The organism is Kocuria sp. p3-SID1428 (genome assembly GCF_025149945.1).
GTDB lineage: Bacteria > Actinomycetota > Actinomycetes > Actinomycetales > Micrococcaceae > Kocuria.
This window is the reverse complement of the sequence record NZ_JALXVH010000021.1, coordinates 34346-46676: the sequence shown is the minus strand read 5'-3', so window position 1 is coordinate 46676 and position 12331 is coordinate 34346. Positions and strand designations below refer to the sequence as shown.

The window sequence follows — 12331 nt, the reverse complement described above, 5'->3', positions numbered from 1 at the left end:
AGCTCTCACGGTCAGCCGACCTTCTGGCGGCGCAGATTGCCGTCGGGATCAGGGCGCAGGGACGCCGGGAGGCGCGCGGGTGACCCTTCATGGCGCCCCTGGTGCGGCATTGGGGATTCTGCGCTCGAGCTTGCCGGCAAGCATCGCCGCTGAGGGGACTCAGCGACGGCGCTTCAGCCCGCAGCGCCAGAACCACACCACGGGGCCTCTGGGTCGAGGCGTCCACGCTGCGAGGCCGCTCGATATGCCCCAGAGCATATCGAGCGGCCTGCTGCGGCGTGATCACGGGGATGCAGGCCGATCCCGTACACACATTTCTGCCTATAACCCCCTATAACCCGCGAGGGGTGTCGGAGCCTGTCAGCACAGACAGAAGCACCCCGATCCGAAGGGATCGGGGTGCTTCTGGGACTTTCGTGCGCGAGGGGGGACTTGAACCCCCACGCCCTCTCGGGCACACGGACCTGAACCGTGCGCGTCTGCCAATTCCGCCACTCGCGCTCGTGGTTCGCAGGAACTCTCATCCCTGCGGGCAACGACGGATAGCGTACCCGAGTCCGTGCTCGCGCGCCAATCCGGGCGGACGGGGCCTCAGATGGACTTGGGTTTGCCGGGCAGCTGGGTGTCGCAGCCGGGGGTCGCCCAGGCCTTGAGGAAGCCGGCGGACTGGTAGACGTAGGCCTTGAACGTCATCCAGGGGTGGCGCCAGTAGGAGTCCACGTAGTCGATGGGCGACCACTGGGTCTGACCGCTGTAGCACCGGTCCACGATCAGCTGGGCCCGGGCCACGTGAGGGCGCATGGTGATCACGATGATGTCGTCCCAGCCCCGCTCGTCCACCAGCTCACGCAGCTTCATGGCCTCGCCCTGCGTGGTGGAGGGGTCGGGCTCGAAGCAGATGGCCTCGTAGTCAACGTCGGTCTCGCAGTGCGGCTTGCCGATCTCGTCGGTGGTCGCCTGGCCGCCTCCGCCGAAATCGCCCTGCGGGGTGGCGTACACGACAGTGGGCGCCAGGCCCTGCTCCATGAGCTCACGGGCGTGCTCCACGCGGGTCCCGTCGGCGGGACCGAGCACGAACACCGCATCGGCCGGCTGGGGGGCCTCGGTGATCTCGGGGTGCAGCAGCACGGAGGTGCACACGATCAGCCAGGCGAGCACCAGTGCGCCGGCGGCGATCCCGAGGGCCGCCAGGCGACGACGGCGGGGCGAGGCGCTCCTGGGCGAATGGGGGGTCGTGCTCATGAAGGTGCCGCTCTGCTCGGGATGGGGTGCGGATCGTCGTGCCGCGGCCTCTATTCTGGGGCCCCCACCCGGAAGGATCCCGCAACATGTCCGAGAACACCTCTGCCGCGTCCGAGTTCGCCGAGGACGGCCCGGGCGTCGTCGTCCGGATCCCCATGCGCTGGGGCGACATGGACGCCTACGGCCACATCAACAACGTGGAGATCGTGCGCATGCTCGAGGAGGCGCGCATCGAGGCCTTCGGCGTGCCCGTGGGCACCGGGCATCAGGCGCGCCCGGCGCAGGTCCGGCTCTTCGACGCCCTGCCGGAGGGCACCCAGGCCCTCGTGGTGGAGCATCGCGTGCGCTACGTGCGTCCGCTCGAGTACAGCAACATCCCCGCGCCCACGCGCGTGCGCATCGTGAAGGCCGCCGGCGCGGCGCTGGTCCTGGGCATCGAGATCGCCGACCCGCGCACGGGCGAATGGTGCATCCGCGCGCACACGCAGCTGGCGTTCTTCGACCCGCAGTCCCAGACCGTGCTGCGGCTGCAGTCGGCCCAGCGCGAGCTGCTGGCCCCGTACGCGGGAGACCCGCTGTTCAGCTGAGGGCGGTGCCGCCCTGTGCGGGCACGACGACGGCGCCGCGAGGCCGGCTCAGCTGGCGCGCAGCCGCCGTCCGATCGCAGGGGGCAGCTGCACGGTGCTGACGGTCTGCACGAGCCGTCCGGTCGCCGGCTGCGTGCGCCAGGTGCGCCACTGCAGCTCGTCGTCGCCGTCGGGGAGGTAGAGGCACATGGCGGCCGCGGCGCCGTCGCCGCCGCGAAGCAGCAGAGAGGCCTGGGCGGCCGCGCTGTGGTGCTGGAAGCGCTCGCGCTGCTTGACCAGACCTCGCGGGGAGTGCTCGGTCAGCGTGCAGCGTGCCTCGTAGGGCCCGCTTCCGGGCAGCGGGGACTCGACCCGGGTCTGCGTGGGCAGGTGCGGGAGCCGTCCGGGCATCTGCGCGAGCGTCTCGATCCACTCGGTCTCGTCCAGGCGCACCACGACCTGGTGGCCGCTGCCCAGCAGCCGCAGCTCGACCGAGGCAGAGACGAGCTGCGGCAGCTGCTCGGTGCGCACGGCCAGCGCCGGAAGGCGCGGGACGCGGTGCTGCAGGCTCAGCGACGACGGATCGACGCCCAGGATCGGGGCTGCTGCGCTGTGGTCGTCGGACTCGACGGTGGTGGTCATGATGCTCCTCCCCATGCCGGCGGCGTCCAGGTGGGGGCCTGGGGGAAGCCGCGCGCCGGTGTGTCGATCGCAAATTACCGGCAGGGGAGGCGGGCTGGCAAGCCGGAATGCCGGGCGGTGGGCCGTTCCGGGGACGCGTGTCCGCTATTGCGACGACAAGAGCGGCGGATGTGGTCTGTGACCTGGGCCTATGGCACGTCGTGGCCGCGAGCGGTGTTCCAGAGGCGGTACCACTGCTCGTGCGTCATATTCGCGGCGGCCACATCGGCCTGCGCGCAGGCGCGGATGCGCTCGGGGCTGGTGGTGCCGATCACTGGGCGGATCCGCTGCGGCAGGCGCATCAGCCAGGCCAGCACGACCGCCTCGCGGGAGCACTCCAGCTCCCGGGCCAGCTGCCGCACGAGCTCGATGGTGGGCTCCAGATTGCGGACCTCGTCGGTCGAGCTCGGGGCGGGCGCCCCGGTGAAGATCCCCTGGGCCATCGATCCCCAGGCCTGGACCTCGATGCCGGCGCGGGCGCAGCGCTCCAGGAACGTCCCGTCCTGGACCGTGGTGCGGCCCTCGGGGTGGTTCCACAGGATCTGAGCCTCGATCAGGTCGCGGTGATCCAGGCTCAGCTGGACCTGGGCGGCCGACAGCGGGCTGGTCATCGCCTGCTGGAGCAGCTGCAGGTGATCCCACGGCATGTTCGACACCGCCACGCGGCGGGCCAGCCCCTCGTCGACGATCGCATCCAGCGCGGCCCCGAGCTCGTCGAGATCCGCCAAGGGGTCCCAGCGGTGGATGAAGAACCGCTCCACGGACTCCATCCCCAGGCGGGTCAGCGAGTCCTCGAGCGAGCCGCGCACGGTGGCGGTCTCGAGCCGGTAGTGCATGGGGGCGCTTCCGTCGGCGGTGGCGCCTGGGATCCGGATGCCCGCCTTGGTCTGCACGCGCATGCGCTGACGGCGGCTCGGGTCCTGCGCGAGCCAGTGCCCCACGACCGTCTCGGACTTCCCGGCGGAGTAGATGTCGGCCAGGTCGAGATCGCGGTACCCGGCCTCCTCCGCGGCATCGAGCGCGGCGCAGCTGATCTCCGTCTGCTCGTCGCTCAGGGGGTCCTCGGCATCCCATGACCCGCCCAGCGGCATGGCGCCGTAGATCAGCCGAGTGAGGCCCGGGTCATCGCGGGTGTCCGAGGGCTGGGGGACACTGGTGCTGGAATCGCTCATGGCCCCAGTCTGGTCGGACCGGCCCGAGCAGGCGAGTCCGCCGCACCCCCAGCACACAGCGTCGAGGTCCCGCCCGGGGCCGGTCAGGAGAGCTCATGCTCGCGTTCATGCGCCACGGCGAGACCGACTGGAACCGTGCCATGCGCTTCCAGGGGCGCACGGACATCCCGCTCAATGACACCGGGCGCCAGCAGGCCCGCGATGCGGCCCAGCGCATGATCGACGAGGGCGAGAGCTGGGATCTGGTGGTCACCTCGCCGCTGTCCCGCGCCCGGGAGACCGGGCGGATCGTGGCGCAGGCCCTGGGCGCCGAGCTCGGCGGAGTCTGCGACGACCTGATCGAACGGTCGTTCGGCTCCACGGAGGGCAAGCACAACGAGAACCTCACCGCCCAGAAGTACGCCGAGCTGATGATCCCCGCCGAGCCGGAGGACGAGCTCGCGGCCAGGGCGCTGCGGGCTGTGCAGGAGATCGCCGCCGAGAACCCCGGCCGCGACGTCCTCATGGTCAGCCACGGCTCCCTGATCCGCATCGCGCTGAACCACTGGTCCGGCAGCACGCACCCCCGGATCATCAACACCCAGGTCCTGCAGATCCAGCAGGAGTGGATCGGCTGAGCCTCTGCGGCTCTCACAGCACGACGACGCCGGCCCTCCCCGCGCAGGAAGGGCCGGCGTCGTCGTGCCCGGACGTCCGCGGCGGCGGAGCCGGCCGGCGCTGCGGAGTCGATCAGCGGGTGTAGCGGGTGCGGGCCTCGGCAGAGCGCTCGCGCACGTCCTCGACCGAACGGGCGGCGCCGGTGTGCTCGCGCTCGGCGCGGGTCTGCGCGCCCTTGCCGAACTCGGGCTGCTCGACCAGCGGGTAGGCCTGCGGCAGCGCCCAGTCGCGATCGGCCATGACGTCGCGCAGGGTCGAGGGGTAGTCCGTGATCAGCCCGTCCACGCCCCAGTCGATGAGCCGCTCCATGTCCACACGGTTGTTGACGGTCCACGGGGTCACGGTCAGGCCGAGCTCGTGCGCCTCGGCGATGTTCTGCTCGGTGAGCAGGGTGTGCCGCGGCGACCAGACGTCGTAGCCGCGCTCGGCCGCATCCTGCGGGTCCATCCCGGCGTCCACCGGGTTCTCGGCCTCGGCCAGCGCCACCAGGGTCATCTCGGGATCGATCTCGCGGACCTGGTCCAGGGCGGCCCAGTCGAAGGACTGCAGCGTGGTGCGTTCGGGCCAGCCGTGCTCCTGGATCGTGGCCATGACGCCGGCCACCAGGGCCGCGCGCTCCGGGGCGTCGGTGGGATCCTCGACCTTGGTCTCGATGTTCCAGCGGATCCCGTCCTCGGCGCCGTGCTGGACCGCCAGGGCGAAGACCTCCTCGAGGGTCGCGATGCGATTGCCCTCGATGTTGTCCTGCACCGGGTAGCCGGGCAGCTGCTGGTAGCCGCAGTCCAGGGTCTGGATCTGCGCGTAGGTCAGCTCGCGGAACCGGTCGCCCACGTAGGGGTAGTCCGGATCGTTGGGGGTCGCCGGGCCGGTGTCCTGGCACTTCTCGGCCTGGATGGTGTCGTCGTGCCACACCATGACGACGTCGTCCTCGGTGAGGTGGGTGTCCAGCTCGAGGGTCGTGACGCCGAGCTCGAGCGAGCGGGAGAAGGCGGTCAGGGAGGACTCGGTCCACTCGGCGCGCCCGCCGCGGTGGGACTGCAGATCGAAGTCCTCGGCCTGCGAGGCGCTCGCAGTGTTCACGGGGGCAGGGGCGGCGACGGCGGCCGGGGCGGACGATGCGGCCAGGACCAGGACGGCTCCGAGCGCGACGGTGCGCAGCGAGGTGTTCATGGGCATGGGAGGGGCCTTTCCATGGGACGGTGAAGGATGCGTGCCGGGCAGTGCGCATCCGTCTGCGGTCAATCGACGGCAGGCCCGATGCGGCCCGGGCAGACACCGGCGACACTAGGAACCGCCCTTGAGCTTCCGGTGGCGCCCGAGCGAGGTGCGGGGGTCCATCGGATGGCCTGCGCGTGAACTGCCTCAGATGCATGGAAGATGCTCTGACCAGCGGGGATACTGTGGGAACCTGTGCGTTGGGGCCGTCGTCGGGGTCGGAGGCCGAGCGCGCGGCGATCACGGAAGACGCCAGGAGGCCATGGCCGTCTGGTCATGCGGACAGATGCCTCGCCGTGCCCCTGTTCCGCCTGTGATCGTGCGGGCTACAGTGGCCGGATCGGCCGCCAGAAGCGGATGACCAGCTCACGACTTCACAAAGGTGTGATCCCCCAGTGGCAGAGTCCCAGGACCGTCCCGACCTCTCGACAGCAGACCAGCAGGGCACAGGAGGCCGGGAGCATCCGCAGCTCGGCTCAGAGGCGTGGGTGCAGACCTACTACGCCGGCGCTCCGGCGCAGGACCTCGACAGGCGCGGCGAGGACGTGCTCGTGGCCCGCGCGCAGCGCCACCGCGAGCTCGCTCAGCGCCGTGAGCGCGGCGAGACCCTGATCACCACCGTGGACGAGGAATCGCGCACCGTCGTGCTGATCGTCGCCGACGACGTCCCCTACCTGGTCTCCACCCTCAACGCCCGGATCGCCGGCGACTGGGGTGGTGCGCGCCTGGTCGTGCACCCGATCCTGCGGGCCACCCGCGACGACGACGGTCAGCTGCGCAGCGTCGATGAGCTCGAGGACATCCGCGCCATCTCCAGCGGCGACACCCAGGCCATCCCGGTCGTGGGCGGGCTCGGCGAGACCTCGGCCGCCGAGTCCTGGATCCAGGTCGAGCTGGTGGAGCACCTGGACGAGGACAGAGCCCAGGAGCTCATCGAGGCCCTGCGTCCCGCGCTGAGCACGGTCGCGCAGATCGATGCGGATCACGACGACATGGTCCGCTGGGTCGACACCGTCAACGACTCCCTGAGCCCCATGCGCTCGCAGCTCGACGACGTCGAGCCGGCCCAGGAGTTCCTGAGCTGGCTGCTCGACGGCCGCTTCGTGCTCATGGGCGTCAAGGAGTACGACCTCTCCGAGGACGACGAGGGCCTCTACCTGTCCTCCGTGAAGGGCAGCGGCCTGGGCATCCTGACCGAGCCCCAGGAGAAGGCCGGTCGCCCCCGTCGGCTCACCGTGCAGGCCGCCGAGCACGCGCGCGATCGCCAGGCCATGTTCGTGACCAAGGCGAACACCCGTTCGGAGCTGCACCGCAACGACTACCTCGACTACATCGGCGTGCGCCGCTTCGACGCCGACGGCCAGGTCGACGGCGAGTACCTGATCCTGGGCCTGTTCGCCCGCAAGGCGTACTCGACCTCGGCCCGCAACACCCCATGGGTGCGGGACAAGGTCCGGGCCGTGGCCGAGTCCTTCGGCTTCCGCCCCGACTCCCATTCGGACCGCGACCTGCAGTCCGTGCTGGAGGAGTACCCGCGCGACGAGCTGCTGCACATGTCCGTGGACGAGGCCGTGCAGGCCGCCCGCGGCGTGCTGGAGCTCGACGAGCGCCGTGTGACGCGCGTGTTCTCCCGCACCGACCTGTTCGGGCGCTTCGTCTCGGCCGTCGTCTACCTGCCGCGCGATCGCTACAACACCGAGGTCCGCCAGCGGATCTCGGACATCCTCACCGAGGCCTACGGTGCCGTGGACGTCGACTTCGACGTCTCCCTGTCGACCTCCTCGCTGGCCCGCCTGTTCTTCCGGCTGCGCCTTCCGCAGGACACCCCGCCGCCGGTGGATCACGAGGACCTGCAGCTGAAGGTGCGCAAGGCCGCCCGCTCGTGGCCCGAGGCGCTGTCCATGGAGATCGAGGAGCTCTTCGACTCCAAGCGCGCCCGGGAATACGTGCAACGCTGGGCGGAGGCGTTCCCCGCGGACTACCGCGCCCACTACGAGATCGACGAGGCCATCGAGGACCTGCGCCGCTGCGAGATGCTGTGGGGCCGTGACGAGGCCCTGCCCGCCGAGGTGCGCGTGGCCCCGCCGGCCGCCGAGGGCGAGCCGGCGCGGGTCAACGTCTACCTGACCCGCAGCCTCACCCTGACCGAGATGCTGCCCATGGAGCAGAACCTCGGGCTGACCGTGCTGGATCAGAAGCCCTATCAGATCCGCACCGGCGACGGCCGCGAGTTCCAGCTCTACGACTTCGGCGTCGAGCTGCCCGCCGGCGTCGACGCCGTGGGCCCGGACGATGCCCGCACCGAGGACCTCATCGAGGAGATCCTGTGCGCGGTGATCTCGGGGCGCTCGGAGTCGGACTCCCTGGACCGGCTCGTGCTGGCCGAGCGCATGCACTGGCGCTCGATCGCCGTGCTGCGCGCCTACGTGAAGTACCTGCTGCAGCTGCGGGTCCCGCACTCCTTCGAGTTCATGTCGGACACGCTGCTGGCCCAGCCGCAGGTCACCCGGGGGATCGTCGAGCTGTTCGAGACGTCGTTCGAGCCCGAGCGCTTCGACGACGACGAGTCTCGCCAGGCCGCTCGCGAGAAGGTCCTGGAGCAGCTCGAGGCCGCCCTGGACGAGGTGCCCTCGCTGGATGCCGACCGCTTCCTGCGCACTCTCGTGGAGGTCGTCTCCGCCACGGCCCGCACGAACGCCTATCAGGAGGACCGCCCGGCGATCGCGCTGAAGCTCGAGCCGCGGCGCATCTCCGCGGCCCCGCTGCCGCGCCCGCGCCACGAGATCTGGGTCTGGTCCCCGCGAGTGGAGGGCACGCACCTGCGCTTCGGCCCCGTCTCGCGCGGCGGGCTGCGCTGGTCCGATCGCCGCGAGGACTTCCGCACCGAGGTCCTCGGGCTGGTCAAGGCGCAGATGGTCAAGAACTCCGTGATCATCCCCGACGGCGCCAAGGGCGGATTCTTCCCCAAGCAGCTGCCGGATCCCGCGCAGGACCGCGAGGCCTGGGCCGCCGCCGGTGAGGATGCCTACAAGGAGTTCATCGGCTCCCTGCTGGATGTCACGGACAACCTGGTTCCCGGCGACGACGGCGAGGATCGCACCGTCGAGCCCCAGGCCGTCGTGCGCCGCGACGGCGACGACTCCTACCTGGTGGTCGCCGCAGACAAGGGCACCGCCCGCTTCTCCGACACCGCCAACGGCATCAGCAAGGAGCGCGGCTTCTGGCTCGGCGACGCCTTCGCCTCCGGCGGCTCGGTGGGCTACGACCACAAGGCCATGGGCATCACCGCCCGCGGGGCCTGGGAGTCGGTCAAGCGCCACTTCTTCGAGCTCGGCCACGACACCCAGACCCAGGACTTCACGGTCGTGGGCGTGGGCGACATGTCCGGCGACGTCTTCGGCAACGGGATGCTGCTCTCGGAGCACATCAAGCTGGTGGCGGCCTTCGACCACCGCGACATCTTCCTGGACCCGGATCCGGACCCGGCGGCCTCCTTCGCCGAGCGCAAGCGGGTCTTCGAGCTCGGGCGCTCGTCGTGGCAGGACTACGACGAGTCCGTGATCTCGGACGGCGGCGGCGTCTACTCGCGGACGTCGAAGTCGATCCCGGTCTCCGATCAGGTCCGCGAGGTCCTGGGCCTGCCCGAGGGCACCACGGAGCTGGCTCCGCCGGAGCTGATGCGCGCGATCCTCAAGGCCCCGGTGGACCTGTTCTACAACGGCGGCATCGGCACCTACTTCAAGGCGGAGTCGGAGTCGAACGCGGACGTGGGCGACAAGGCCAACGACGCGATCCGCGTCAACGGGGCCGACGTCCGCGTGCGTGTGATCGGCGAGGGCGGCAACCTGGGCGCGACCCAGCTCGGCCGCATCGAGGCCGCCCAGAACGGCGTGCTGGTCAACACCGACGCGATCGACAACTCCGGCGGGGTGGAGTCCTCCGACCGCGAGGTCAACATCAAGATCCTCGTGGACCGCATGGTCGCCGCCGGCGAGCTCGCCGAACAGGACCGTGCCGGGTTCATCGAGTCCATGACCGATGAGGTCGCCTCCCTGGTGCTGCGCACCAACGTGGCGCAGAACATCACCCTCAGCGTCGACCGCTGGAAGGCCGGTGACTACACGCTGACCTACGCGCGGTTCATGGACTGGCTCGAGGAGCACGCTGATCTGGACCGAGCGATCGAGTACCTGCCCACCGACGCCCAGCTCGAGGAGCGCGCGCAGGACGCCGAGGTGGCCGAGCCCCTGACCGCTCCGGAGCTGTCGGTGCTCACCGCCTACGCCAAGATCCAGCTCTCCGGCCAGCTGATCCGCTCGGACCTGGCCGATGACCCCTGGACGGCGCAGGTCGTGCAGCGCTACTTCCCGGAGGCCATGGGGGAGCGCTTCGGCGAGGACCTGCAGACGCACCCGCTGCGCCGCGAGATCGTGGGCACCCTGGTGGCCAACCAGATGATCAACATGGGCGGGTCGACCTTCGCCTACCGGGCGCTCGAGCAGACCTCGTGCGAGCCCGGCGAGCTGGCCACCGCGTTCCTGGCCGCCGTGGAGATCTTCGAGCTCGATCCCCTGATGCAGCAGCTGGCCGAGCTGCCGGCTGACGTGCCGACCGAGCAGTGGATCCAGATGATCCAGGACGTCCGGCGCCTGCTGGACCGCGCGGTGCGGTGGCTCATCAGCCGCGGGCTCTCGCAGCAGCCGGTCGAGGAGATCGTCGAGTCCTTCGCCCAGATCGGCGAGGTCAGACGCGAGGGCCTGACCTTCCTGGGCGCCGAGGACGCGCAGAACGCGGACCGCCTTTACCAGCAGGCCCTCGAGGCCGAGGTGCCCGAGGACCTCGCCCGCTCGTGGTCGCGCCTGCTGGACTCCTACTCGCTGCTGGACATCGTGCAGCTGGCGCGCACGGAGGCCTCCGAGCGGGACCTCGAGGTGGTGGGGCGGCTCTACTTCGCCCTGTTCGAGCGCTTCGGCTTCCAGGCGCTGCTCACCCGGATCTCGGCTCTGCCGCAGACCTCCCGCTGGGAGGTGCTGGCCCGGATGTCCATGCGCGAGGACGCCTATGCCACGCTCACGGCCATGACCGCCAAGGCCCTGAGCGCCCAGGGGGAGACGGCCGAGCAGAAGACCGAGGCCTGGGTCGAGGACAACCGCCAGTCCCTGGAGCGCGTGGGCCGCACCCTCGAGGAGATCGAATCCGGTTCCACCCGTGACGCGGCCACGGACATGGCCTCGCTGTCGGTGGCGCTGCGCTCCATGCGCTCGCTGATCAGCGGCTGATCACCGGGACCGCCTCCTGAGCGCGACGGCGCCCGCTGCCTCTCGAAGGCGGCGGGCGCCGTTGTCGTGTGCGGTGGACGGCGTCGGGGAAGGTGCGGCTCAGGAGTCGTCCGAGCAGACTCCGGCGTAGCGGGTCTCGGACAGCTGCGTGATCTGCTCGACGTAGCGCTGCGTCTCCCGGTACTCGGGGATGCCGCCGGCATCGAGCACCACGGTGGGCCCGGCGTTGTAGGAGGCCAGCACCAGCTCGATCTCCTCCTGCTCGTCCGCGGGGTCGAGCTCGGCGACCATCTCGCGCAGATCGCGCAGATAGCGGCCCTGGGCGCGGATCGAGGCCTCGGGATCCGTGGGCTCCCCCTCGCCGTAGATCTCCCAGGTCTCGGGCATGAACTGCGCCAGCCCCTGCGCGCCCACGGGGCTCTCGGCCTCCGGATCCCAGCGGCTCTCCACATCCAGCTGAGCGGCCAGCAGCTCGGGCGGCAGCCCGGAGACCTCGGCGGAGCGTGCGACATCGTCGGCCCACTGCCGGGGGATGGTCCCGCCGTGGTCCGAGCACTGCGGGTCGCTGTTGTGCATGATCGCGCCGGCAGTTCCGATCACCAGCAGCACGAGCGCGCCCCAGACCGGCCAGGCGCGCAGCACCGCATTCGAGCGGGCTCTGCTCGAGCGGCTTGCGCTGGAGCGGCCCGGTGCCGACCCGCCTGCCGCCCGGCTGCCCTCGCGCGGCTGCGGACGCGGCGGCGCCTTGCGCCGGGGCGCGGGGGATGAGCGGCGTGGGCTCTTGGCGGAGGTGCGCTTGTCGGGAGACGGCATCGACTCGAGCCTAGGCCACACCGCCCAGCAGCGAACATGCCCGGTCATGGACACGCCAGACATCGGCGCTCGGCGGTGCCCGCGCTGGAGCCGGTCATCGGCCGCGCCTGTGCACAGCGCCTCCCGACGGGACCGGGCGGGCACAATGGGCGGCATGCTTCCCGAGATCATCGCGACCGTCGTCGCCGTCCTCCTGCTGGCCATCGGCTGCATCGGCATTGTGGTGCCGGTCCTGCCCGGATCGATCACGGTCGTGATCGGCCTGGTGATCTGGGCGGTCGTGGTGCGCTCGCCGGAAGGCTGGGTGGCCCTGGCCCTGGGCGTCACGCTGGCGCTGGCCGGCATGTCGGCGTCGATGGCGCTGACCGGTGCACGGCTCAAGCAGCGGCAGATCCCCAACAGCTCGGTGCTCTACGGCGTGGTGGGCGCAGTCATCGGCCTGTTCGTGATCCCGGTCGTGGGCCTGTTCCTCGGCTTCGCGGTGGGCCTGCTGGCCTCGGAGACCCACCGGCAGCGCGATCTGAGCTCCGCCCTGGAATCCAGCTGGATCGCGCTCAAGGCCATGGGCCTCGGGATCGTGATCGAGCTGGGATGCGCTCTGGCGGCCTCGGCGGTCTTCGTGATCTGCGCGATCGCGTACTTCGTCACGGCCTGACGGACCAGCCTGCTCGGTCGGACGACGGGCCCCTTGCGGTCCGGCCGGCCG

9 protein-coding genes and 1 tRNA gene are annotated in these 12331 nt (G+C 70.7%); 4 read left to right on the top strand and 6 right to left on the bottom strand.

Annotated elements, in window-relative coordinates; all coding sequences use genetic code 11:
* Window positions 1–417: 417 nt before the first annotated feature.
* Window positions 418–501, bottom strand: a tRNA-Leu gene (locus tag M3E84_RS06405).
* Window positions 502–591: 90 nt separating this feature from the next.
* Window positions 592–1242 carry a YdcF family protein gene (locus M3E84_RS06400; RefSeq protein WP_259895390.1) on the bottom strand — a complete coding sequence of 217 codons (651 nt, stop codon included), beginning with the start codon at window positions 1240–1242 and terminating at the stop codon, window positions 592–594.
* Window positions 1243–1328: 86 nt separating this feature from the next.
* Between M3E84_RS06400 and M3E84_RS06395 the strand changes: the two genes are divergently transcribed.
* Window positions 1329–1829 (top strand): thioesterase family protein, encoded by a 501-nt coding sequence (locus tag M3E84_RS06395; RefSeq protein ID WP_259895389.1) that lies wholly within the window; start codon window positions 1329–1331, stop codon window positions 1827–1829.
* Window positions 1830–1877: 48 nt separating this feature from the next.
* Here the strand turns inward: M3E84_RS06395 and M3E84_RS06390 are convergent, their stop codons facing one another.
* Complete coding sequence (locus tag M3E84_RS06390; protein ID WP_259895388.1) at window positions 1878–2450, bottom strand: DUF2617 family protein; 573 nt, start codon at window positions 2448–2450, stop codon at window positions 1878–1880.
* Between the two features lie 188 nt (window positions 2451–2638).
* Entirely contained in the window at window positions 2639–3661 is a 1023-nt protein-coding gene (locus M3E84_RS06385) for an aldo/keto reductase (RefSeq protein WP_259895387.1), read from the bottom strand.
* Between the two features lie 95 nt (window positions 3662–3756).
* Here M3E84_RS06385 and M3E84_RS06380 point away from each other — a divergent pair, with 95 nt between their 5' ends.
* Entirely contained in the window at window positions 3757–4278 is a 522-nt protein-coding gene (locus tag M3E84_RS06380; RefSeq protein WP_259895386.1) for a histidine phosphatase family protein, read from the top strand.
* A 112-nt stretch (window positions 4279–4390) separates the two neighbouring features.
* Here M3E84_RS06380 and M3E84_RS06375 read toward each other — a convergent pair whose 3' ends face one another.
* On the bottom strand, window positions 4391–5494 hold the full coding sequence (locus M3E84_RS06375; RefSeq protein ID WP_259895385.1) for a glycerophosphodiester phosphodiesterase family protein: 1104 nt from the start codon (window positions 5492–5494) through the stop codon (window positions 4391–4393).
* A 434-nt stretch (window positions 5495–5928) separates the two neighbouring features.
* On the opposite strand from M3E84_RS06375, the gene M3E84_RS06370 reads away from it, so the two are divergent.
* On the top strand, window positions 5929–10812 hold the full coding sequence (locus tag M3E84_RS06370; protein WP_259895384.1) for an NAD-glutamate dehydrogenase: 4884 nt from the start codon (window positions 5929–5931) through the stop codon (window positions 10810–10812).
* 99 nt (window positions 10813–10911) lie between these two features.
* Here the strand turns inward: M3E84_RS06370 and M3E84_RS06365 are convergent, their stop codons facing one another.
* Window positions 10912–11625 (bottom strand): transglycosylase SLT domain-containing protein, encoded by a 714-nt coding sequence (locus M3E84_RS06365; protein WP_259895383.1) that lies wholly within the window; start codon window positions 11623–11625, stop codon window positions 10912–10914.
* A gap of 154 nt (window positions 11626–11779) precedes the next feature.
* Here M3E84_RS06365 and M3E84_RS06360 point away from each other — a divergent pair, with 154 nt between their 5' ends.
* Entirely contained in the window at window positions 11780–12280 is a 501-nt protein-coding gene (locus M3E84_RS06360; RefSeq protein ID WP_259895382.1) for a DUF456 domain-containing protein, read from the top strand.
* The last annotated feature ends 51 nt before the right edge of the window (window positions 12281–12331 follow it).

What these genes read in the sequence shown, in the direction of transcription:
- M3E84_RS06400 (WP_259895390.1), bottom strand. Translation starts at nt 1,242, where the DNA reads ATGAGCACGACCCCCCATTCGCCCAGGAGCGCCTCGCCCCGCCGTCGT.
- M3E84_RS06395 (WP_259895389.1), top strand. Translation starts at nt 1,329, where the DNA reads ATGTCCGAGAACACCTCTGCCGCGTCCGAGTTCGCCGAGGACGGCCCG.
- M3E84_RS06390 (WP_259895388.1), bottom strand. Translation starts at nt 2,450, where the DNA reads ATGACCACCACCGTCGAGTCCGACGACCACAGCGCAGCAGCCCCGATC.
- M3E84_RS06385 (WP_259895387.1), bottom strand. Translation starts at nt 3,661, where the DNA reads ATGAGCGATTCCAGCACCAGTGTCCCCCAGCCCTCGGACACCCGCGAT.
- M3E84_RS06380 (WP_259895386.1), top strand. Translation starts at nt 3,757, where the DNA reads ATGCTCGCGTTCATGCGCCACGGCGAGACCGACTGGAACCGTGCCATG.
- M3E84_RS06375 (WP_259895385.1), bottom strand. Translation starts at nt 5,494, where the DNA reads ATGCCCATGAACACCTCGCTGCGCACCGTCGCGCTCGGAGCCGTCCTG.
- M3E84_RS06365 (WP_259895383.1), bottom strand. Translation starts at nt 11,625, where the DNA reads ATGCCGTCTCCCGACAAGCGCACCTCCGCCAAGAGCCCACGCCGCTCA.
- M3E84_RS06360 (WP_259895382.1), top strand. Translation starts at nt 11,780, where the DNA reads ATGCTTCCCGAGATCATCGCGACCGTCGTCGCCGTCCTCCTGCTGGCC.